The following is a 22,364-nucleotide window of genomic DNA, read 5'->3' on the forward strand; positions in this document are numbered from 1 at the left end:
CGGAATAATGTTTAATATTTATTTAAAAAAGTTAAACATTATTATATTGTAGTGGTCAATAGCCAGATTAGAACTTCATCTGCAACAATTACACTAATAGATTGTACTCAGAATCTAGCGTCCACATCACTTCATTTTTAGTTTTTACTTGTGCGCTACTTATTTCACAACTTTTTTTTAGGCTCAGCATTCCTAAGCAATTCAAGTCAAAATTTATTGGTATATGGTTACTTTTACCAAAACGAAAAAGTTGGAAAAAAATGAAATTCAGAAAATTGGAATGATTCTACTAAGAATCAGTTCAATGTTGCAAAGTTCAGGTGCTTGTACCGCTCGCATAAGAATTATTTTGCACAGAATTGCCAACGCTTACGACATGAATGCCGATGCACTCATTACGCATAGAGCAATTATATTAACGTTATTAAATAACCAAGAAGAACCTGTTTTTAATAATATAAAACGGACTATACCCATAGGAGTTAATTTCAAAATTGTTTCGGGAATCAGCCTAATAGGTATGAGCATTGAAAACGATAAATGGGAATTAGACCGAATTAGCAGTGAGCTTGATAAGCTAGAAAAAACACCCACTTATAATCGGCTAATTATTTTAAGTGCAGTTTCGTTGGCGGGTGCGGGTTTTTGTTTCCTTTCTGATGGAAACCTCTTTTCAATGGCCGTTTGTTTCGTTGCTACCTTTATTGGGCTTTTTGTTAAGCAAGAAACAACCGGCATTCATTTGAATCCAAACTTGTGTGTATTCCTAGCAGCATTTACAGCAACCATGATAGCAGGCACTTTCAGGCATTTCTTTCCAGAAGGAGGCTTAGAACAAGGATTTGCCACTTCAGTTTTATTTCTTATCCCGGGTGTTCCTTTAATCAACTCCTTTATCGATTTTATTGATGGAAACTTGTTAAACGGAATAATACGGCTTACCAATGGATTACTATTTTCTATTATGATTGCCATAGGAATGATTTGTTCAATTGTAATTTTTAACTTCTAAAACATGGACTATATTCATCTTATATTAAAAGCCTTTGCGGGAGGTGTTGCTGCCATTGGTTTTGCTGTTCTGCTCAATGCTGATCGTTCTTCACTAGCAACAATATTTTTTCTTGGTGCCACAGGGGTTTTTATAAAGACAGGGCTACTCTTTTTCGATTTTAATATTATTATCGCGTCTTTTTTTGGTGCGATAATGGTTGGTTTTTCCAGCTATTTTTTAGCCCTCTACATTAAAAAACCACCATTAACTATTGCTATTCCATCCGTAATTCCAATGATACCTGGTCTCTTTTTGTACCGTATGATGATTGGTTTTATTGAACTTGCAGGTAGCAAAGAATTAAGTGACCACGAATTCGTTAAACTACTTTCATATACTTATTCTAATGGGATAAAAGCCATATTCATATTATGCGTTTTAGCAATTGGAATAAGTTTCCCTTACCTCATTTTTAGAAAAAGTTCAATGCATTATTTACGAAAGAGGGAAGCAAAAAAGGGTGTTGTAAAATAAGGGTTATTCTCATATCCTATTCTTTACGTTAAAATAAACCAAAAACGGCATAATTATTGAGTAAAATCCTACAATAGCATATAATTTAAAGGACCATTGAATATGAGAAAAATCTTATTGACCCTAGCTTTTTGTGGACTTACTTTTATAGCTAAATCTCAAAAACAAAGTGTAGAAGAATCTACTTACGGAATCCAAACTGGTATATTAGGTGTTTGGGGTTACAATGAAGCTAAATTACTTGATCAAGTAGCACTGCGAATTGAATTAGGGCTTGATAGTGGAATTTTTGGTGGAACTTTTTATGATGGAGTTGGTTTTTTAATGACTCCAGTAATTACTTTAGAACCTAGATGGTACTACAATCTGGACAAACGGGTTTCAAAATCTAAAAGTATTGCCGGTAATAGCGGTAATTTTGTTTCTTTAAAAATAGATTATCATCCGGATTGGTTTGTGATTTCTAATTATAGCAATTTACGAGTGGTTAATCAAATTTCACTAATTCCATCTTGGGGAATAAAAAGAAATATAGGAAATCATTTTACATACGAAGCTGGTTTTGGAATTGGATACAGGTTTAACTTTGCCAAAAGTGCTGGATATTCAAGAAATCAAGGAGAAGCCGCTGCTAACTTACATGCAAGAGTAGGTTATCGGTTTTAAGCTACAACTAAAATCTTCTATTAAACGTCTTTGAAATTAGCAGCTATAAGACCCTCTTGTAATAATACAATTGAGGCTTATTAACCTAGTTGACCTATTAATAAAAAAACTGAAATCTTAAGGGTTTGATTTTGATAAAAACCTGAATAAAATAGTAGGTATAGCTACACTTTTCTCTTGTTTCTAATGTACGCCCATACCGCAATAATAATCATAAAGTCTGCTAGAAAGTAAACAAATTGAGGAATTGGTACCGGGTCTCCAGCAGCATAACTATGCAATCCTGATAAGTAGTAGTTAACACCAAATGAGGTCATTATTATTGACCAGAAAGCGAACATACTAGCTACGTTAAGCACATATGTATTTCTTAACGCAGGAATAAATCGTAAATGCAATACAATGGCATATACGATTATACTAATTAGGGCCCAAGTTTCTTTTGGATCCCATGCCCAATAACGTCCCCAAGATTCATTGGCCCAAATACCACCCAAAAAGGTTCCTACAGCCAAAACAAATAAGCCTATAGTCATTGAGGATTCATTGATATAGCTAAGCTCTTTTATTTTTAAATCTATTCTGTCTTTTGTTTTTGGTGTTTTAATTATCATTAAAACAAGCGCCATTAACCCCAAAACAGCGGATAATGCCAAAGGCGCATAACTACTTACAATGGTTGCCACGTGTACCTTTAACCAATACGATTTTAGTACTGGCATTAAGTTCGTTATTTCTGGATTGATCCAATCTAAATAACTCACAAATAATAACGCTCCAGAAAATAAAGTAGCAAGCGGCAATGCAAAGTCTGACTTTCTAAAAACAAGAAAACCACAAAGCATAAGTACCCATGCAACAAAAATCAACATTTCGTATCCATTACTCCATGGGGCATGCTGGGCAACATACCAACGCAGAATAATATTCCCCGCAAAAACTATAAAACTAAGAAGGGCTAGAATTATTAAAATATTCCAAAGATATTCTACACTTTTCTTTTGTGTAAAAATCTTTACCATAGCCAAGACCAACATCAGAAAACCTAAAATAAACAGCACCTGAAACAACCAGAAATTCAGGTTTAGATCGTTGTACCACAACTCGGCAGCTATTCTTTTATCACTAGGGATTATATCTTTACCCAAAACATTCTGATACATACTAATATATCCCAATTTCTCTGATGCTCCTTCCCAATTTTGAGCTGCAACATCTGAAAAATATGTTGGAATTATAGATTTTGCAAAACGTCCGTCTTCTTCCGGGAAATCTTCAAAATTATGGGTATAAGTAAACCAGGTATTATTCTCATCCAGGCTATTGGGAAACACTTTTAAGTAGTTCCCAATAAATACATTGTAAAGAATATTAAAACGCTCATCTACTTTAAGTACTTCTTTATCAAACTCATTCCGTTCGGCTGGTTTTTTCTGGTTTGCTTTTTCAACGTCTTCTACAAAAACATATTTTCCGGTTTCATCCAATAAATTCTGAAAAGATATTAAGCCGTTCGCTCCCAGTTTTAAGTCTTCATAAACCGTTCCTAATTTTTTCTTATCAATTTTGATAATCGGAACTTGTTCCCAATACTTTGCAGAAACATGCATTGCCAAAAATGTTTGGTTAGCATCTAATTTTACCGTTGCACCATTTTGAGTAAGTTGAAAATAAGGCCTGCCGGAAATCTTACGTAAAAACTCCGATGCAAGTGTATTTATTGGTTTTATTCTACCATCTAAGTCTTGCACCATAACCCTACCAAATAGAGCAGCATGGTCAACATCTATAATTTGTTCAGGCCCTCTATCCTGCTGTTGTGCGGGTCTTGCTTGAGCCATACCGCCGCCCAACAATAAAAGCAAAAGAAATGCCGCTTTATTCTTCTTTAATTTGTTCAACTTTTTATTTACTTCCGTAAACCTGGATCCTTTTCCAAAAAGCGTGAAGAACATACCAATGCCCATTAACAAATAACCTAAATAGGTTACCCAAGTACCTACGGCATCATGATTTACAGATAGCACCGTTCCTTTTTCATCCGTATCATAACTGGCTTGAAAAAAGCGATACCCTTTATGATCTAACACATTGTTCATGAAAATGCGATAGGGTGTTTTTACGCCATCATCTATAACCGTGACTTCACTCGCATAAGCAGATGGACTTGTGGAGCCCGGGTAACGTTCTAGTTGAAAATCATTTAGCTGAATAGAAAATGGAATTTCCTGTGCCTCGGCACCATAAGAAAGTAGAATAGATAAATCATTGAATTCTGCTTTATGTTCTGTTGGCAAGAACCCTTGTCTATATAGTAAATTCGTAGTTTTTGTTTCGCCGTCAATAGTGACATCTACCAATAAGGCATCATCTTTATTAGGGTCGTTATCCTTTAATCTATCCGAAGTACTTACGATTTCTATTTTTGCGTTGGGATGATATGCCGTTGGAACAAAAGAGGCATCCCCATCTCTATATAACGTTTTAAGCGTCATATTCATTAAGGTGTCTTTCTTAATTTTTCCTGCCGTTTGGGAAGCCATAATAAAGAAATCTAAATCTCTGGGCGTATACATTTTAAAGGCACCGTCTTTTTCTACAATATTGATAACTCCTTCTCCTTCTGCCTCAAAACCAACTAAATGCTTATGTTCTCCTATTTGCTCAATTTCGCCCTTTTGCAAGAATACAGTTTCCCTTCCGTTTCCTGCAGTTACTACTAGCTCTAATAATGCCTTCCCTCCTTCTACATCATCTTCTATTTTTGGTAAAGCATCGGCGACAAACTCATTATAACCTATTACTATTGGCGTATTTTCAAAATCTGTTTTTATAGTGAAATCATTATTTGTTAACGGAGAAAAACTAACTTTCTTAAGTACCACTTTTGTGGTACTCCCATTAGATATTTTTGCTTTAATATAATTAACGTCCGATATAATGATATTAGATGAAGCACCTTCTCTAACGCGCATTACGCCTCCATAAGAAGTGTACCTTGTAATACCTGCCCCAACAATAATGAGTATGAATGACAGGTGAAAAAGAAGAATTGGCCACTTCTCTTTTCTCAGTAATTTATATTTGAAAATATTAAGAATAAAACTAATACATAGTCCCACCATTACCAGTTCAAACCATAAGGCATCATATATTACTTTCCATGCCGTGGCGGTACCAAAATCGTTCTCTACAAACGTAGCAACAGCCATTGATACCCCAAAGGTTAACAAAAGAAGTAGTGCCAATACAGGTGAAGCAATTATTTTATATAGTTTTCCTCTCATATCTTTCTAAAAAAAACTTATCCTCATACACTATAAGAGTGATGAGGATAAGTTATGTAGTTGTTTTTAATCTATCCGAATGTGATACCCTAATTCATAGAAACGGACTTCGTTTCCATTTTATCTTCACGAGCTTTAGCGGCTTCCATCCATTTAGGTAATAGGTTCTCTTTAAAGGCTTTCTTTTCTGCTTCCAATGTCTCTATATCCAGGCCAATATACTTCTGTGCTTTTTCTTTAGAAGAAATATCTGGCATATCTACTGGTTTATTATGTCCTAAATCTGCTAAAAGACGGGCCAGTTTAACTCTTGCTTCTGCGGCAATATCTAATCCTCCACCTATTACTCTAGCAATTTCTACAGGAGAGTGAAAAGATGCACCATGAGATGCTGCAGAATAATCCCAACGCCATTGTCCGTGACGAATATCTTGTAAAATTGGTTTCATTTGTTCATCCGTAGCTCCCAACTCCCAAGCTTTACCAGCTTCTACGTGTGCTTTAACCAATAAGTCCTCTAGTTTTATACGGTTTTCCGTTGCCTTACGCTGACGCTCATAAACATTTTCCATTAACTTGGTCGACTCTTCTCTGTGACATGCTTGGCAAGCATTGGCCATATTATTTAAAGGAGATTGTACATGGTGGTCTGTAAACTTCTGTCCACCTTCGCTTTTATAAGGCATGTGGCAATCTGCACATGAAACTCCCCTATCTGCATGTACTCCCGTTTTAAAAGTTTCGTATCCAGGATGTTGCGCTTTTAACATTGGCGTCTTACTGATTTTATGTGTCCAATCTGCAAATGCTATATCATCATAATACTTTTCCATATCCTCAACAGCCATTCCATCTTTCCAAGGGAAAACTAAATAAGGTACGCCTTCTTTACCTGGTAAATTCTTATTAAAATAGTATTCAACGTGACACTGAGCACAAACCAATGAACGCATTTCTTGGTGCGTAGCTTGGTTAATATCTTTACCCATAGCATCAAAAGCTTCTACCAATGCAGGACGGGTAATCTTAAGTTTCATGTTCCCCGCATCATGACAATCTGCACAACCAATAGGGTTTACGATCTCTTCTCCTTTATCTGCCCATTTACCTTTATAAAACTCGGCTACGCCTATCTCACTCATTACCCTTGGTACATCGGGACCTTTACAAGTCCAACATGTTGCTGGCATTGGTCCATCTCCCTCTCCTTTAGGACCTCCCGTTCTCAGACTATTCCTGATATCTTCAATTGCATATGAATGTCCTCTACCTTGATTGTAGTCTTTGGAAAAACCATAACCGGCAAAAAGAACAACTAATCTTGGATCTTCTTCCAATACATCACGCATAGCAGAACCTCCTTGAAAACTAGCAAATGTAGTATCTGCCGTTTGTAACCAAGACTGGTATTCTTGAGGGTAATTATCTCCCCAAACTTTACTCCTAGGTTCATTTTCACCAATATCTACCTTTGGTACATACTCGTATTTTGCCTCACTTTTTCTGTTGATTATACTAGAAGCTAATAACCCTAATAAAAAAACAGCAATAATCGTTACTACAAATAAGACCTTGTTTTTCATATTCCTCGTCGTTATTTATTCTTTTCTTTTTCTAACCAAGCAGGTATTACAGCTTCTTCTTGATCGGTTGGTAATGGTGCTATATTGTATCGTAATGTAGAAATACCTTGTACTTTTCCATGTGGAATTTCCCTATGACAGCTCCAACATTGTCTATCCGTTCTATTCTCGGCATGGTTATCTATCCAACCGTCATATTTTGTTTGAGTTACTTGTTGCATATGACAACGTATGCAGTTTGCCTGTACCACTTTCTGAGAGGCTTCTTGCATTTTTATTACGTCTGGCTCTGCTCTTAACGTAAATATCGTTGCATGGTACAACCCATCTTTTGCCTTGAAGAAATACTTATTTACTACGTTATCATGAGGTACGTGGCAATCATTGCAATTGGCCCACTCTCTGTGTGAACTATGCATCCAACCATTATAAACAGGAGTCATTACATGGCAATTAACACATGCTTCTGGATTATCTGACAGGTAAGAAACAACCTCTCCTTCTTTAGCCAAAAACAAACCGATACCAATAAATACAGCAATGAGAAATACAGCCGTAGTTCTCCATCCAGAATTTTTATTGGGTAGTATGTTAGGGGTTTCCTTCAATTTTGGTGGTTAATTAGAAACACGAAAATAGTTAAAAAATACTTTATACATGCCTGATTTACAGTATTTCTTAACAAAAAATTAAGTTAAAAAAAATTGGACTATTTTATGATTAATATCATATTTTTTACTGTTGAAAAATCAGAAAACACGTACTGATAATAAAACCCAAATTGCACACTATGGTCAAAAAAAGAAATATCTTGCATGGTATGGGAATATTTGACTTTAGAGATCCGAGCAAAAGAAAAAAAAAGAGTGACACCGTTACTATAGAATGTAATGCTAAGGAGATACTCCTTAATAATACGCTTATTAGTTTCCCTACCAATTACACAGTTCTAAAAGGTATATTAGGAGAGGCTTCACGTATTGAGCCTATTAAACAAACAAAAAATAACGTGTATCTATGGGATGAACTTGGCATTTATTGTTCTACGCCAGACCCTGAAAAAATGTTGATGCTTCTTTTGGTTGAAGACAACAGATACGGCCTAGGCCACCAACCCTTGGCAAATTTTACCGGAGACGTTACTATAGACGGTAAGCCTATGCAAGAAACCATTCAGAACGTAGATACGGAAAGACCTTATATGATACGATCTATTATTAAGGAAAAAAAACAAGTAGCCATTGCACTTGGGTGGAATCCGGGTGTTTAGACCTTATCTCTTACAGATGATAAATGTCATGTTTAGTAAGGTTTAAATAGCGAATCTTTGTTGCCAAATGTAATAAATCAACTATTATGACCATACAAAGACTTCAGATAGGTATTCTATTTTTACTTATTTTCAACTTTATTCCAATAACAGCGCAAACGCTGGAAGTAGATGCAGATGTAAGAGCTCGCTTTGAATATCGCCACGGATTTAACAACCTTTTTCCTAATGATGCCGATCCTGCAGCATTCGTAAACCAACGTACCCGTCTTAATATTGGGTATTCCGATGAAAAACTAAAACTATTTATTGCCGTACAAGATGTAAGTACTTGGGGAGATACCCGCCAAATATTAGCGGTAGACGGTAACGATTCTTTCTCTTTGTTTCAAGCTTGGGCGCAATTACAATTCAATGAAAATTGGTCTACCAAGTTAGGTAGACAAGTAATTTCTTATGATGACCAACGTATTTTTGGTGGTTTGGATTGGGCAATGCAAGGTCGCTTTCATGATGCTGCTATCATTAGCTATAAGAAGGATGACTTTATGCTTGACCTAGGTGGAGCGTTTAGCCAAGAAGTACCAAGTAATGAAGGAACTGCATATAACATTCAAGGTTTTTTTACTTATAAATCGATGCAGTATGCGTACCTCAAAAAATCTTGGGAGAAAAGTTCTGTGAGCTTTCTTTTTCTAAATACAGGTTTTCAAGATTTTACAGGTGATGCCAATGACATTGCAGACGGCGTTTCCTATAGACAGACTACGGGTTCATACTTTAAATTTCCCGTACAAAAAGTAAATTTTGCCGGTAGTGCTTATTATCAATTTGGGAAAGCGAATGCTACAACAGATTTAGCGGCTTATCAATTGGCTTTAGAGGCTACTTTTAAATCTAATAAAATTCTTTACGGATTAGGTGTTGAACTTTTAAGCGGAACTGATCAAGACGGTGACTCTAAAAACAAATCGTTCTTTCCTCTTTACGGCACCAATCACAAGTTTAATGGATTCATGGATTATTTTTATGTTGGCAACCATGCTAACAATGTTGGACTTAATGATGTGTACGGAAAAGTTGTTTTTACCACAGGAGAAAAATCCAACCTATTGTTAAAAGGGCATTATTTTAGCGCCAATGCAGACCTTACCGGAGATGCAGATGCTTATTTAGGAACGGAATTAGATTTGGTTTATACGCAAGCCCTAATGAAGAATGTAAAACTAAATGTAGGCTATTCACATATGTTTGCTTCGGACAGTATGAGTCTTATAAAAGGTGGCAGACCAAGTGATAATACAAACAACTGGGGATGGGTTCAGTTAACCATCAACCCTAATCTTTTTAAAACAAATTTGAGTAAAGCATCAAACTAGGAATACAACTACCTCAACATAGTAAAGCTGCAATCTTTTGGATTGCAGCTTTTTTTATCCACCTATAGCAATCATACTGCGATTCTTATGAGAATCTGGATCTTTAAATTTTGCTAGCGTATCCATTCCGCTACGTACTTTTTGCTTTGCTTGTACCGCCTTCCCTATTACCGTAGTTATAGATTTCCCTTCACGAAGCGGTGTAAGTAAATCAGATTCCGTGGTTGAGAATAAGCAGTTCTTAAGTTGCCCGTTTGCCGTTAAGCGCACTCTATTACAACTATCGCAAAAAGGATTAGACACAGAGCTTATGACAGCAAAAGTCCCCTTATAACCTTTTATTTGATAGTTTTTGGCCGTATCATTAGGTGCATCATTAAGCCTTATAAAACTGCTTGCATCGTACTTGGCATATACTTGTTTCAATACTTCTTCTAGCGAAACCAACTTATCCAAATCCCATTTATTCCCATCAAAAGGCATAAACTCAATAAAACGAATCTGCAGTGTCTGCGTCTTGGTAAGTTCTATAAAATCGATAACCTCATTTTCATTAAAACCTTTAATTAAAACACAGTTTATTTTTACCTCAAAACCCTCTTTTACCAACAACTGTATGTTGTCATAGACCTTTTTAAAATAATCCCTACGGGTTATAAATGTATTCTTCCCCGTATTTAAAGAATCTAGGCTCACATTAATTTTCTTAAGACCTATTTTCTTAAAGGTATCAATGAACTTATCTACGATAACGCCATTGGTGGTTATTGCCAATTCTATAGGAAGTGAACCCAATTTCTCCATGATCAACGCAGCATCTTTTCGCACTAACGGCTCGCCACCTGTAAGTCGTATTTTGGTGACTCCGTGGTCCACGAATTCTTTTGCTATGGCGTAGATTTCCTCATATGTCATAATATGGGATTTTGGCGAAAGCGGTATACCGGCTGCAGGCATGCAATACGTACATCGTAAGTTGCAACGCTCTGTGAGTGAGATGCGCAAATAGGTATGTTTTCTACCAAATGTGTCTGTGAGTATATTTTTAGATTCCGTCATATTAATCGTGTCTTGCTCCTTTTAAAATTCTAAAAACATGTAAAATCGATGGAAAAATAGCATCCATAGATTCTTTTGCGCCATTTGTAGAGCCAGGCAAGGCCAACACCAAGGTGTTTTTTATGGTTCCCGCCATACTTCTAGAAAGCATGGCATACGGCATGCGGTCCTGTCCGTATTTTCTAATAGCCTCTTCAATACCAGGAATGGTCCTATCCAATAACGGCTTTAAAGCTTCTGGCGTAATATCGCGCTGAGATAACCCTGTTCCTCCTGTATATATAATTAAGTCCGCTCCGTTGGCTTGATAGTGTTTCGCTTTTTCTTGAATGAAAGCTTCATCATCAGGAATGATAATATAGTCCTGAACCGTAACTTCACATTCTCTTAATTTTGCCATAACAGCTTTACCAGCTCTATCTTCTTTTTTCCCTTCGGAAATAGAATCAGAACACACAATCACAACCGCATTTAAATCGCGTCTAAACTTATCCTTAAAACTAGACTTCCCTCCTTTTTTCTCTATCAGTTTAATATGATGTAATTCTATACCCTTATCTATAGGCTTAAGCATATCATACATATTAAGGGCCACCACACTTGCCCCGTGCATAGCCTCTACCTCAACACCAGTTTTGTAAATGGTCTTTACGGTTACCAAGACCTTAATTTCAAGTCCGTTAACCGCATATTCAATACCTGTATATTCTATGGGTAGTGGATGACAGTCCGGAAGTAAATCCGGTGTTTTCTTAACGCCCAAAAGTCCAGCTGCTTTACTCATGGCAAAAACATCGCCCTTGGGCACGGTTCTATTCTGAATAGCATCAATGGTTTCCTGACGGCTGACTTTTACAATTGCTTGAGCCGTTGCCGTTCTAAGGGTGTTATTTTTATGTGTAATATCTACCATTCGGCTAGCTGTTTACTTTCCATTGCGAAGATTCGTCCTCAAATATTTCCTTGCCAAAAACAGGCACATCTGCCTTAATGGCTTCTACCACATATTCCAATGCTTTAAAGACTTCCTTTCGCCTTGGCGATGACACAAAAACGAAAAGACATATCTCTCCTGATTTTACCTCTCCCAAACTATGGTAGATATGCATACAGGTAAGGTTGAATTTTTCAAAAGTTGCTTCCCTTATCTCATGGAATTTCTTATTTGCCATATCCTCATATGCGGTATACTCAATAGCAGTAACTTTTTTATCGTCTACAACATCTGCCCGTACTTGGCCTAGAAAAATATTATGTGCGCCAATGCTGGTTTTAGATTGATGCTTGGCAATAGATTCCCCTATAAATGTCGAAGAAATTGCTCCTGGCTTAAATACGTTTTTATAAGTAGTGCTCATTTTCAAATCTTATTTTCTTTACTATAAATTGATGGTGTTTCTGCTATTGACAGAATTGACATTTTGCCGTAGCGATAAACCTTGATTCGTTTTTCTTAAATTCCGTTTAGGGTTTCAAACTCTTCGTCCAGAAACTCCCAACACTTTTTATTAATTCGCTCAAAAGCTGCTATCAAGTTTTTTCCATAAGGAGTAATAACCGTCCCTCCTCCTTTTTGCCCACCAACAGATGTAGTCACTACTGCTTCCTTGGCAGATTTATTAACGGCATCTATTAACGTCCATGCCTTCTTATATGACATTCCAATAGACTTCGCTGCTTTTGACAATGAGCCCTGCGCTTCAATTTCTTTTAGCAAACGCACTCTACCTTCACCTACCAAAACGTTATCCCCTACCTCTATCCAAATCCTACTTTTAATTTTATAATCGCTCATAATAAACAGTCTATTTAGTGGGTAGCAATATGGTTTTTACGTTTTGTCCTTTTTTTATTTCCGTAGAGTTTCTAGGCAAACAAACCAAGGCATTGGCATCTCCAAAAGCACGTACCATAGCAGAACTCTGTCCTCCTAAAATGGTCACTCCCGCACCTTCTATTCGTGCTTTTAAAAATTGTGCCTGAGTTCCTTTTACGGTATAATCAGATAACAAAGGCAAAAAAATATTGGGCAGGCTCATATGCTCCGCGCCTTCATACTTCTTTAAAAGAGGATACACATAGATGTAGAAACAACTAAGCGCAGCGGCAGGGTTTCCGGGAAGTCCAAATATGGAAGTTCCTTCTTTTTTTCCAAAGAATAAAGGTTTCCCTGGCTTTTGCTTCACCTTATAAAAAATCTCTTGTGCACCTATGGCATTAATTGCTTTTCCAACAAAATCATAATCCCCTACGGATACTCCGCCTGTAACAATAACTACATCATGTTTCCCTAAGGTATCTTTTAATACTACTTTAGTTTTATCGTAATCGTCCTTTATAGTAACAACAGACGTATTCTTGTAGCCTAATTCATTTAACACAGCGGTTAGCATAGCGCCATTAGATTCGTATATCTCACCATAAGACAATGTATCTCCTGGACTTATAAGTTCGTTACCTGTTACCACAATAGCGATTGACGGTTTTTCACAGACCGTAATTTTTGTAACTCCCAAGCTGGCCAAAAATCCTATATGAACTCCCTTAATTGTTGTCCCTTTATTTATGGCAACACCGCCTGCTTTTATTTGCTCTCCTTGGGGTCTGATATTTGTATTCTCCTTTAGAGATTCTTCTAAGGTGATTTTATTCCCATCTACGGTTACTTTTTCTTGCATCACAACGGTGTTAGCCGTAACGGGCACTGGAGCTCCCGTAAAAATGCGTACAGCTTCGCCCTTATGTAAAGTGGGATTGTTATTGTCACCTGCTTTTACTTCCCCTACCAGGGTATAAACACCATCGTCTCCTAAATGTAATGCATACCCATCCATAGCAGACTGCCTAAAAGGTGGCATATCTATTTCTGAAATTACATCTTTGGCCAGAACATAATCTAGTCCATCTTTAAGGTCTACTTCAAGGACTTTCGTGTTAATGAAGCCATGTAACAAAACCAATTCTAACGCTGTAGTGGTATCTATCATTATCCGTGCGTTATTTAGTTCTCAAACAACCGTTAGGAATTCGCAAAGAGGTGTTTCCAAATACAATATCCATCATAATTCTATAGCATCGTTTTAATAATCATTCCTATAATTTCTTTTCGAAAAAAACCAACTATCCCTTTACAGGGGATGAATATACAAAATCGTTATTTCCGTTCAAATATAACGATAGCTTTATTATTCATTCTATGATATTTATCATCTTTTCAAGAACAATACTCACCTATTTTTGCTAAATTGTTAAACAACTGTTAATGAAAACGCTTAGTTTTCATACATCTATAACCGACCTTGAATGCCTATTAAAAGCTACCTAGCTCACCCTATCGCAGGAAGAAAAGAAGAATTACTGACCGCATTAGTAAGTCTTGGTCAATGCGAAGTTATTCCTGCTGAAAACCAAAATATTTTGGCATTGGTTACCGATACCCAAACCGAAAAAGAAGACGAAATTCTAAAAGAAAAAATTGAAGCCCTAAGCAGTCTAAAATTACTTGCCTTAGTTTCTGGTTTTAACACCCCTCAATAATTTATATAGCTATGTACGATTCTGTAACAAATAGAAGGAGTTTTATAAAAAAGATGGCCATGTTGTCTGCAATTACAGCAGCTGCGTCTATGTTCCCCGGTATTGTATTTGCCAGCGAACAAGAAAAAGGAATTCCTGAAAATGCGAACCTAGATTGGAAAAAAGGTCCATGTAGATTCTGCGGCGTAGGTTGTGGTATACTTGTAGGTACCGAAAACGGAAAAGCTGTTGCCGTAAAAGGTGATCCAAACTCGGCAGTGAATAAAGGGTTGTTATGTGTAAAAGGATACCACCAGATTATGTGTATCCAATCTAAGGATAGACTTGAAACTGCTTTGGTAAAGAAAAATGGCAAATATGTTGAAACCCCATTAAGCGAAGCTTTAGATCTTGTTGCTTCTAAAATGAAAGAATCTATTGCCCAGAACGGTAAGGATTCCGTGGCCATGTATACTTCTGGCCAGTCTACTATACCAGAAGGCTATATTGCTTCTAAATTAATGAAAGGAGCTATTGGCACCAATAACCTAGATTGTAATGCACGCCTTTGTATGGCTAGTGCCGTTACAGGGTTCTTAACCTCCTTTGGAGCGGATGAGCCTATGGGCTGTTATGAAGATATTGATTACGCAGATTATTTTGTTACCTGGGGTAATAATATGGCAGAAATGCACCCGGTGTTATTCTCTAGAATGCTGGAACAAAAAGCGAAACGTGGTGCTAAAATTATAGATTTCGCTACACGAACTACACGTTCTAGTACCGCTTCTGATAAATCAATCTTATTTGAACCTCAAACGGATTTAGCCGTAGCAAATGCTATTTGCTATGAGATTATACAAAACGGATGGGTTAACAAATCCTTTGTTGAGAAGCATTGTAGCTTTAGTAAAGGCCTTACCAATATTGGCTATGGTCTAGAAGACAAGTTTAAGTTTACGGATAAGCCAGAGAAAATAGATTTTGAAGCGTATAAAGAATTTCTAAAGGATTATAGTCCAGAAAAAGTAGCTAAATATTCTAAGGTATCCGTTAAGGATATTAAATATCTGGCGGCTATTTACGGAGACCCCAATAAAAAAGTAGTTTCCTACTGGTGTATGGGAATGAACCAACACACTAGAGGAACATGGATAAACAATCTTGTGTACAATATTCATTTACTTACCGGTAAAATATCGCAACCGGGCAACGGACCTTTTTCATTAACAGGGCAGCCTTCTGCCTGTGGTACCGCTCGTGAGGTTGGAACTTTTACGCACAAACTACCACACGGTGTAGTAATGAACGAAAAAGATAGAGAAATGGCCGCTAAAATTTGGAAGGTTCCTGTGGACCGTATACCATCTAAGCCTACCTATCATGCCACCGAAATGTTCCGAGCTGTAGATCGCGGAGATATTAATTTTATATGGGTACAAGCTACCAATCCCTTAGTTTCATTACCTAAGACCAGTCGTTACCGTCCAGCAATGGAAAAGAAATCTTGTTTTGTTGTGGTTTCGGATGTATTCCCTACACCTACTACAGATGTAGCAGATGTTATTCTTCCTGCTGCTTGGCATATTGAGAAAGGTGGACTCTATGGTAATTCTGAGCGAAGAACACAGTATTGGCAAAAAATGGTTGATGCGCCTGGAGAGGCAACAGCAGATACTTGGATGTTTATTGAAGTAGCAAGACGAATGGGGTTTGAAGACCTATTCCCTTACAGCAAAGAAAATCACGTAGAAGAAATATATAACGAATACAGACAATTTCACGAAGGTGCAAAACACGGAATGGCACCACTTGAAGTCTTACAGAAAGAGTCTGGAGCTATCTGGCCTTATGTAGATGGTAAGTCTACGCAATGGCGATACAATGCTAAATATGACCCTGCCTGTTCCAATGACGAAGACTTTCATTTTTATGGAAAACCAGATGGTAGAGCGGTCATATGGCAACGTCCTTTTGAAGACGCCCCAGAGAAACCAGACCAAGAATACCCATTCTGGCTAAACACAGGTCGTGTTGTAGAACACTGGCATACAGGGTCTATGACGCGTAGAATTCCGGTATTACATCAAGCAATGCCAAATGGGTATGTAGAGTTTCACCCAGATGATGCAAAGTCTTTAGGAATTAGAAACGGAGAAAAGATTAAAGTAACCTCCCGCCGAGGTTCTTGTACATTACCTGCATCCATCAATGAAAGAGGTTTACCAACTAAAGGGCAAGTGTTCGTTCCTTTCTTTGATGAGAACATGCTCATTAACGATGTAACCTTAGACTCCTTCTGCCCTATTTCTAAAGAACCGGATTATAAAAAATGTGCGGTTAAAGTTGAAAGAGCATAGATTATGAAAAAGAGACTTGGAATCATATCGTTTTTTGTGGTGATCTTCATAGCGTTTATCGTTGTTTGGAACTACAGCTATGAACAAGGTTTGGAAGAAGCCTATACACCTGTTATTGAAACGCCTACCGGAAACTTTATTCCATCGGAAAGTGGTGCTTTCAGACGATTTGATGATGCAGGTGCAGGTTTGGATTATCTAAATATGCCTGTAGATGAAAACCACCAACGAACGCTAGATACGTATTATGATAATAGAGCCTATCCGGGAGCACCACCTAGTATTCCGCATCCTGTAGCAAAAGAGCGCAGCTTTGGAGGTAATACCTGTATACAATGTCACCAAAACGGTGGTTTTGTAGCAAAATTTGATGCTTATGCCCCTGTTACGCCACATCCAGAAATGGTAAACTGCAGACAGTGCCACGTTACTAAAAACACCACTAGCGACTTTAAGGAAAACGGATTTGCAAAACCAGAACCACCAAAAGTGGGACTTGGTGCAAATAATGCATTGGTAGGAAGCCCTCCAACGATGCCGCATCAATTACAAATGAGAGAAAGTTGTATTTCTTGTCACGGAGGACCAAGTGCACCTAAAGAAATTAGAGTTTCGCATCCAGAACGTATAAACTGTAGACAATGCCATATACCAAAACATAGTGAGCAACCTACTGTTGATACGAATACATTTCTAAGACAATTCGATAAACTAAATGAAAAATAGAACGCTAATATATTTCGTAGTAGTACTTCTAGGGGTGTCCTTATTCTCTTGTAAAGGCGAAGAAGAGTACCATTCCATATCCGATAAAATAGAAGGGGAAAGTAAACCCTATCATGGCGCACTAACCTCCGAACAATTATTAGCGGATACGGAGTTAATTGAAATTACGGAAGGAGAACATACCTTCTTGATTCCAGAGCGAAAAGGACAAATAAAATCATTTGCCTGTATAGAGTGCCATAGTAAACCGGTATCGCAAATGATGGGTAAAGATGCACCAAAAGCTCACTGGGATATTAAAGTGAATCATGCCAATAGTGATGCTATGAACTGTGCTACCTGCCACAACGGAGAGGACATGAATCAGCTGAATACATTAACAGGAAAAAACATAGATTTCAATTTAAGCTACAAACTATGTTCGCAATGTCACTCTAGTCAGTTTGAAGATTGGAAAGGTGGTGCTCACGGTAAAAAAGTAGCAGGATGGGCTCCTCCAAGGGCATCCAACACCTGTGTGAATTGTCATAATCCACACAGTCCAAGTTTTGAAAAAAGATGGCCGGTACAGTTCAATACAAAAACGGCAATAGAACGTAACGAAGGTTTAGGTCATTAAAAATAAAGGTATGAGCGATAATAAAAAATGGTACTCTCTAGACCTAGGTCTAAACAATAAAAAAGAATCTTCGGGTTCTTGTGGTTGCGGTAAATCTGAAGGAAGCTGCAGTAGCACTCCTAAGGAACAAGTAGAAGAAGAATTAAGTCCAGAAGAATTTTACGAGGCTGCCATTAATGCATCTATTGGTGAAGAAAGGCACCGCGATGGTTTTGAGCAGGTTTTTGATGTGAAAATGGATAGAAGAAGCGCCTTTAAAAAGTTAACAGCTAGCCTATTAATTGGTGCGGGTGCAGTAACTACTTCATGTAGTGTAACCACCGGGAGCGATACCAAAGAAAAAGCTCAGATAGATTGGGAAGAGCAGTTTAAAGGAAACTATAAACTCATGACCGATGAGGAGAAACAGGGCACTATAAATAGACTTATGCGTTCGTACGAATTAAGAACGGATAAGAAAATAAACATGACCGCAGAAAATGCGGCAGAAGACGTGCTCTTTGGTTATGCTTTTAATATATCCAAATGCCAAGGGTATATGAACTGTGTTAGCGCTTGTGTTGAGGAAAACAATCAAGACCGAAATTCAGAAATGCAATACATCCGTATTCATGAGATGAAGGACGGGGAAGGTTTTAAATTCGATAAAGCGGATGACAATTATTACCACGAAGTGCCTGCAGAAGGTCATTTCTATATGGGAACACAATGTTTTCATTGTGACAACCCTCCTTGTGTTGAGGTTTGCCCCGTACAAGCTACTTGGAAAGAGGAAGACGGACTTGTAGTTATAGATTACGACTGGTGTGTTGGCTGCCGTTATTGTATGGCCGCTTGCCCTTACGATGGTAGACGTTTTAACTGGAGCAAACCTGAAGTTCCTGAACCAGAAGTAAACAAGAATCAGCATTACCTAGGAAACAGAATGCGTAAAAAAGGCGTCATGGAAAAATGTACTTTCTGTGTGCAACGTACGCGTAAGGGAAAAAACCCGGCCTGTGTAGAAGCATGTCCTACCGGAGCTAGAATTTTCGGTAATCTATTAGATCCTGATAGCACCATACGTTGGGTGTTAGAAAATAAAAAAGTATTTAGGTTAAAAGAAGATTTAGGCACAGAACCCAAGTTCTGGTACTTCATGGACTAAGAAATACATAGTAGAAAAGAAAGCACTGAATCGTAACGTTAAGAATACCAGAAATTCTTAGCCAGCAGATTTAAAACAATATACAATGGGAGCATTTAAAGTATTTAAAAGTTTGGTGGTCGATAGTTTAGATACCATAACCAAGGGGTCTAAAACGTATCATCTTTGGATGGGGTTTCTTACCCTTGTGATGCTAATTGGCATGTATTGTTATTCCATTCAATTAGAAGAAGGGCTTAGCGCTACGGGAATGTCCGATCGTGTTAGCTGGGGACTGTACATTTCTAACTTTACTTTTTTAGTGGGTGTTGCCGCTGCTGCCGTTATGCTCGTCATGCCAACCTACGTTCTAAAAGATATTGATTTTAAGCAGGCCGTATTAATCGGAGAAGGACTGGCCGTAGCGGCATTAGTAATGTGTTTGGCTTTTGTAGTTGCCGATATGGGCGGACCATCCGTGTTATGGCATATGATTCCCGGAATAGGGGTTTTTAACTTCCCGAACTCCATGTTAACTTGGGATGTTATTGTATTAAACGGATACCTTTTTATAAATATTAGTATTCCGTTTTATATCCTTTTTAAGCACTATCAGAATAAAGAAGCTAAGAAAAGTGTCTATGTACCGGGCGCTATTATATCCGTATTTTGGGCCGTAGGTATTCACTTGGTGACTGCCTTTTTATACCAGGGTCTACAAGCACGTCCTTTTTGGAACAATGCATTGTTAGGACCTCGTTTCTTGGCATCGGCATTTGCTGCGGGACCTTCACTTATTATTTTGGTTTTAGCCGTCATACGTTCTTTTACAGCTTTCAAAATAGAAGATAAAACAATCAAGAAAATTGCGATGATTGTAACGGTAGCTGCTCAGATAAATTTGATCATGCTGGTCTCGGAATTATTTAAGGAATTTTATGCCCCTACACACCACAGTGAAAGTGCGTATTATCTTTTCTTTGGCCTACATGGTAAAGATGCGTTACTACCTTGGATTTGGACCGCTATACCTCTAAACGTTCTTGCAACAGTGATACTCACATTCAATAAATTTAGAAACAACCTGAAAGTATTGTACGTCTGCTGCTTTATGCTATTTGTAGCTATATGGATAGAAAAGGGGTTTGGCCTAATCGTTCCCGGCTTCATTCCTGGACCTTATGGTAAAATAGTAGAATACCTCCCCACTGGCGTAGAGATTGGTGTTACGATTGGTATTTGGGCAATGGGCGCCTTTGTATTTACCATTCTTGCCAAAACCGCTATTGGTATAGAGTTGGGAGAGCTACGGTATAAAGATAAAAAGGCTTAAGCCTCACAACCCTTTCTAAAATATAGGCACAGGTTCCATTACTAGTAGTATAATAATGGAACCTGTATTAGTTTATATACTTTTAAAATAATTAAAATTGGTTTAGATTAGTGGTGTGTCTATAATGGATATAAGTTAAAAATGAAAGAACTTCTCGAACTAAACAAGAAAATTTTCGCATCAAGCATTCTGTGGATTAGTGGCTTTATGGCAATAGGTTTTTCTCTATATTATTTCTTTTTTATTGAAGATGTTAAAAAAGTATTATTTACAACTATAACTGGAATATTCACACTATTATTTCCATTAATAATATTAGGAATATGGACTTATGACTGGTTCCGAAAAAGAAAATATAAGGAACGAATTTTAAGTAAAACACCTTACTCTGATTTGAAAAAAATCGGCTTTATAAACAAAACTAAAAGAGCAAATCATAATGGATTATTAGACTTCGTAGATTATGGAGAAATTAATGAATGTCAAATAATCTTTGATGTTGATATTAAAAATCCAAAAGTTGCGGAATTCCAAATCTATGGACGGACTTGGGATTTGTCAAGTTCTGAGTTTTTACAAAAATCCAAAGAATTGAAATCGTATAATATTGAATTGAATCCGCTAGGGTTTAAGAAAAGAATAAACACTAATACTGAACAACTCAATTCTATTGGCGAACTAGAAAAAATCCTAATGGAATTTACTCATATTGCAAAAAAAATAAAATATAAATCCATTCCATTGAGTGAATGGGAACACAAATAATATGCAAAAGTCAGTTGGCAACAATGCCAATAATCAATGTGAGGTTTGGGTTTTACAACCAAGGGCTGCGTATACTTATAAAATCATTAAATCTTATGGATTTAGCTTTAGACAAGAAAAAATAAAACTAAATAATAAACTTTAGCTTCGTGCTCAGACGGAAACGAAAAGTTTCCTTGCTTCCGCACTACGCTCAACCATTGTATCTAATTTAATAAATGAATATTTTTCCAACTAAAAAACAGAAATTTAAGTTAATTGGTGAGCAAGCAGAAACGCTGAATCGATTGAATCGGAGAACAGAAAAGTCTGAAAATCTGACTTCCCAATATACTGACAAATCTTTTCGCGGAACAATAACTGGGAACGAATTCAAAATAATTTCTTCTGTTATTGGAAAAGGAGCTTTTTGCGTTATGACTGGAAAAATAAATTCTGCAAACGGATATGTGAAAGTTGAAATCCATAAAGTTTTTAGAATTTTGCTTAGTATAATTCTTTGCTTCCCCGTTATCGGAATTGTAATAGCTATTTTAACTGGCACAGAGGAATTTTCACCTATTTTTATTCTAGTAGCTATATTGCAAATACTAATGATAAGGTTTGTTTTTATTGGACTTGCGTTTAAATTTCTATCGAAAGCTAGTCTTAATAGATTACGTGATGTTTTAGATTTTGAATGGGAAAAAAACTAGGTACAGCACAACCTACAAACAATAAGGACTACGGGCCTAACAAAAACAACAAATTCCCATAAAAAACATTTTACAGGAATTTGAATAAAATAATAAAGCGGCTATCATTTAATAGCTACTTGTGCTATCAACAACTCTTCTAATTCCTTAACTGCTTTAGCTGGGTCTTCTGCTCCGTAGATAGCTGCTCCTGCAACGGCTACTGTAACACCAGATTCCTTAACCGCTGTAACACTACTTAGATTTACACCACCGGCAATAGCTTCTTGAGCACGTTTTACTCTGTCTTTAACACCAATAGTATCTACAACAATAACTTTACCGTGTGCTTTTACAGATTTTACTGCGCCTGCTATAGTAGAATCTCCTGAAGTACCTAATAATTGTGATACTGTTTGAAGTGATAAGGACGTATCCATTAGAAAAATTTCCACCCTTGTAACAGATAGATT

22 protein-coding genes are annotated in these 22,364 nt (G+C 37.2%); 13 read left to right on the plus strand and 9 right to left on the minus strand.

Annotated features, from left to right (window positions below; translation table 11 throughout):
• Nucleotides 1–250: 250 nt before the first annotated feature.
• The 3 genes from IWB64_RS17985 (at nucleotide 251) to IWB64_RS17995 (ending at nucleotide 2,194) form a co-directional block, all read left to right on the plus strand.
• Nucleotides 251–1,012 carry a threonine/serine exporter family protein gene (locus IWB64_RS17985; protein ID WP_194535329.1) on the plus strand — a complete coding sequence of 254 codons (762 nt, stop codon included), beginning with the start codon at nucleotides 251–253 and terminating at the stop codon, nucleotides 1,010–1,012.
• A 3-nt stretch (nucleotides 1,013–1,015) separates the two neighbouring features.
• A complete protein-coding gene (locus IWB64_RS17990; RefSeq protein ID WP_194535330.1) occupies nucleotides 1,016–1,528 on the plus strand; it encodes a threonine/serine exporter family protein in 513 nt (170 codons plus the stop codon).
• A 102-nt stretch (nucleotides 1,529–1,630) separates the two neighbouring features.
• Nucleotides 1,631–2,194 (plus strand): hypothetical protein, encoded by a 564-nt coding sequence (locus tag IWB64_RS17995; protein ID WP_194535331.1) that lies wholly within the window; start codon nucleotides 1,631–1,633, stop codon nucleotides 2,192–2,194.
• Between the two features lie 164 nt (nucleotides 2,195–2,358).
• Here IWB64_RS17995 and ccsA read toward each other — a convergent pair whose 3' ends face one another.
• The 3 genes from ccsA to nrfH form a co-directional block, all read right to left on the minus strand.
• Nucleotides 2,359–5,481 carry a cytochrome c biogenesis protein gene (ccsA, locus tag IWB64_RS18000; RefSeq protein ID WP_226975932.1) on the minus strand — a complete coding sequence of 1,041 codons (3,123 nt, stop codon included), beginning with the start codon at nucleotides 5,479–5,481 and terminating at the stop codon, nucleotides 2,359–2,361.
• An 89-nt stretch (nucleotides 5,482–5,570) separates the two neighbouring features.
• Entirely contained in the window at nucleotides 5,571–7,064 is a 1,494-nt protein-coding gene (nrfA, locus tag IWB64_RS18005) for an ammonia-forming cytochrome c nitrite reductase (protein ID WP_194535332.1), read from the minus strand.
• Nucleotides 7,065–7,075: 11 nt separating this feature from the next.
• Nucleotides 7,076–7,672 (minus strand): cytochrome c nitrite reductase small subunit, encoded by a 597-nt coding sequence (gene nrfH / locus IWB64_RS18010; protein WP_155596024.1) that lies wholly within the window; start codon nucleotides 7,670–7,672, stop codon nucleotides 7,076–7,078.
• Nucleotides 7,673–7,854: 182 nt separating this feature from the next.
• Here nrfH and IWB64_RS18015 point away from each other — a divergent pair, with 182 nt between their 5' ends.
• Together IWB64_RS18015 and IWB64_RS18020 are read left to right on the plus strand one after the other, a co-directional pair.
• Complete coding sequence (locus tag IWB64_RS18015) at nucleotides 7,855–8,334, plus strand: DUF7738 domain-containing protein (protein ID WP_194535333.1); 480 nt, start codon at nucleotides 7,855–7,857, stop codon at nucleotides 8,332–8,334.
• Nucleotides 8,335–8,420: 86 nt separating this feature from the next.
• Nucleotides 8,421–9,713, plus strand: a complete 1,293-nt coding sequence (locus IWB64_RS18020; protein ID WP_194535334.1) for an alginate export family protein — start codon at nucleotides 8,421–8,423, stop codon at nucleotides 9,711–9,713.
• Between the two features lie 54 nt (nucleotides 9,714–9,767).
• On the opposite strand, the gene moaA is transcribed toward IWB64_RS18020, so the two are convergent.
• The 5 genes from moaA to IWB64_RS18045 form a co-directional block, all read right to left on the minus strand.
• The gene (gene moaA / locus IWB64_RS18025) at nucleotides 9,768–10,772 is read right to left on the minus strand and encodes a GTP 3',8-cyclase MoaA (RefSeq protein WP_194535335.1); all 1,005 of its coding nucleotides are present in this window, start codon (nucleotides 10,770–10,772) and stop codon (nucleotides 9,768–9,770) included.
• A gap of 1 nt (nucleotide 10,773) precedes the next feature.
• A complete protein-coding gene (moaCB, locus tag IWB64_RS18030) occupies nucleotides 10,774–11,685 on the minus strand; it encodes a bifunctional molybdenum cofactor biosynthesis protein MoaC/MoaB (protein WP_194535336.1) in 912 nt (303 codons plus the stop codon).
• Between the two features lie 4 nt (nucleotides 11,686–11,689).
• Complete coding sequence (locus tag IWB64_RS18035) at nucleotides 11,690–12,130, minus strand: molybdenum cofactor biosynthesis protein MoaE (protein ID WP_194535337.1); 441 nt, start codon at nucleotides 12,128–12,130, stop codon at nucleotides 11,690–11,692.
• Between the two features lie 95 nt (nucleotides 12,131–12,225).
• Complete coding sequence (locus IWB64_RS18040; RefSeq protein WP_194535338.1) at nucleotides 12,226–12,567, minus strand: winged helix-turn-helix domain-containing protein; 342 nt, start codon at nucleotides 12,565–12,567, stop codon at nucleotides 12,226–12,228.
• Between the two features lie 10 nt (nucleotides 12,568–12,577).
• A complete protein-coding gene (locus IWB64_RS18045) occupies nucleotides 12,578–13,759 on the minus strand; it encodes a molybdopterin molybdotransferase MoeA (RefSeq protein WP_194535339.1) in 1,182 nt (393 codons plus the stop codon).
• Between the two features lie 316 nt (nucleotides 13,760–14,075).
• On the opposite strand from IWB64_RS18045, the gene IWB64_RS18050 reads away from it, so the two are divergent.
• The 8 genes from IWB64_RS18050 to IWB64_RS18085 all read left to right on the plus strand — a co-directional run bounded on the left by IWB64_RS18050 (nucleotide 14,076) and on the right by IWB64_RS18085 (nucleotide 21,912).
• Nucleotides 14,076–14,309: a hypothetical protein gene (locus IWB64_RS18050; protein WP_194535340.1), complete on the plus strand. Its 234-nt coding sequence runs from the start codon at nucleotides 14,076–14,078 to the stop codon at nucleotides 14,307–14,309.
• A gap of 11 nt (nucleotides 14,310–14,320) precedes the next feature.
• A complete protein-coding gene (locus tag IWB64_RS18055) occupies nucleotides 14,321–16,648 on the plus strand; it encodes a molybdopterin-dependent oxidoreductase (protein WP_194535341.1) in 2,328 nt (775 codons plus the stop codon).
• Nucleotides 16,649–16,651: 3 nt separating this feature from the next.
• Nucleotides 16,652–17,374 (plus strand): cytochrome C, encoded by a 723-nt coding sequence (locus tag IWB64_RS18060; RefSeq protein WP_194535342.1) that lies wholly within the window; start codon nucleotides 16,652–16,654, stop codon nucleotides 17,372–17,374.
• Nucleotides 17,364–17,993 carry a multiheme c-type cytochrome gene (locus IWB64_RS18065; RefSeq protein WP_194535343.1) on the plus strand — a complete coding sequence of 210 codons (630 nt, stop codon included), beginning with the start codon at nucleotides 17,364–17,366 and terminating at the stop codon, nucleotides 17,991–17,993. Before IWB64_RS18060 ends, IWB64_RS18065 begins: the two co-directional genes overlap by 11 nt.
• A 10-nt stretch (nucleotides 17,994–18,003) precedes the next feature.
• Nucleotides 18,004–19,140: a 4Fe-4S dicluster domain-containing protein gene (locus IWB64_RS18070; protein WP_194535344.1), complete on the plus strand. Its 1,137-nt coding sequence runs from the start codon at nucleotides 18,004–18,006 to the stop codon at nucleotides 19,138–19,140.
• An 85-nt stretch (nucleotides 19,141–19,225) separates the two neighbouring features.
• A complete protein-coding gene (gene dsrP, locus IWB64_RS18075; RefSeq protein ID WP_194535345.1) occupies nucleotides 19,226–20,452 on the plus strand; it encodes a sulfate reduction electron transfer complex DsrMKJOP subunit DsrP in 1,227 nt (408 codons plus the stop codon).
• A 141-nt stretch (nucleotides 20,453–20,593) separates the two neighbouring features.
• Nucleotides 20,594–21,217, plus strand: a complete 624-nt coding sequence (locus IWB64_RS18080) for a hypothetical protein (RefSeq protein WP_194535346.1) — start codon at nucleotides 20,594–20,596, stop codon at nucleotides 21,215–21,217.
• Between the two features lie 218 nt (nucleotides 21,218–21,435).
• Nucleotides 21,436–21,912 (plus strand): hypothetical protein, encoded by a 477-nt coding sequence (locus tag IWB64_RS18085; protein ID WP_194535347.1) that lies wholly within the window; start codon nucleotides 21,436–21,438, stop codon nucleotides 21,910–21,912.
• A gap of 104 nt (nucleotides 21,913–22,016) precedes the next feature.
• Here IWB64_RS18085 and IWB64_RS18090 read toward each other — a convergent pair whose 3' ends face one another.
• Nucleotides 22,017–22,331 carry a beta/alpha barrel domain-containing protein gene (locus IWB64_RS18090; RefSeq protein ID WP_226975933.1) on the minus strand — a complete coding sequence of 105 codons (315 nt, stop codon included), beginning with the start codon at nucleotides 22,329–22,331 and terminating at the stop codon, nucleotides 22,017–22,019.
• Nucleotides 22,332–22,364: the final 33 nt, after the last annotated feature.

The organism is Zobellia nedashkovskayae (assembly GCF_015330125.1).
GTDB classification, from domain to species: domain Bacteria; phylum Bacteroidota; class Bacteroidia; order Flavobacteriales; family Flavobacteriaceae; genus Zobellia; species Zobellia nedashkovskayae.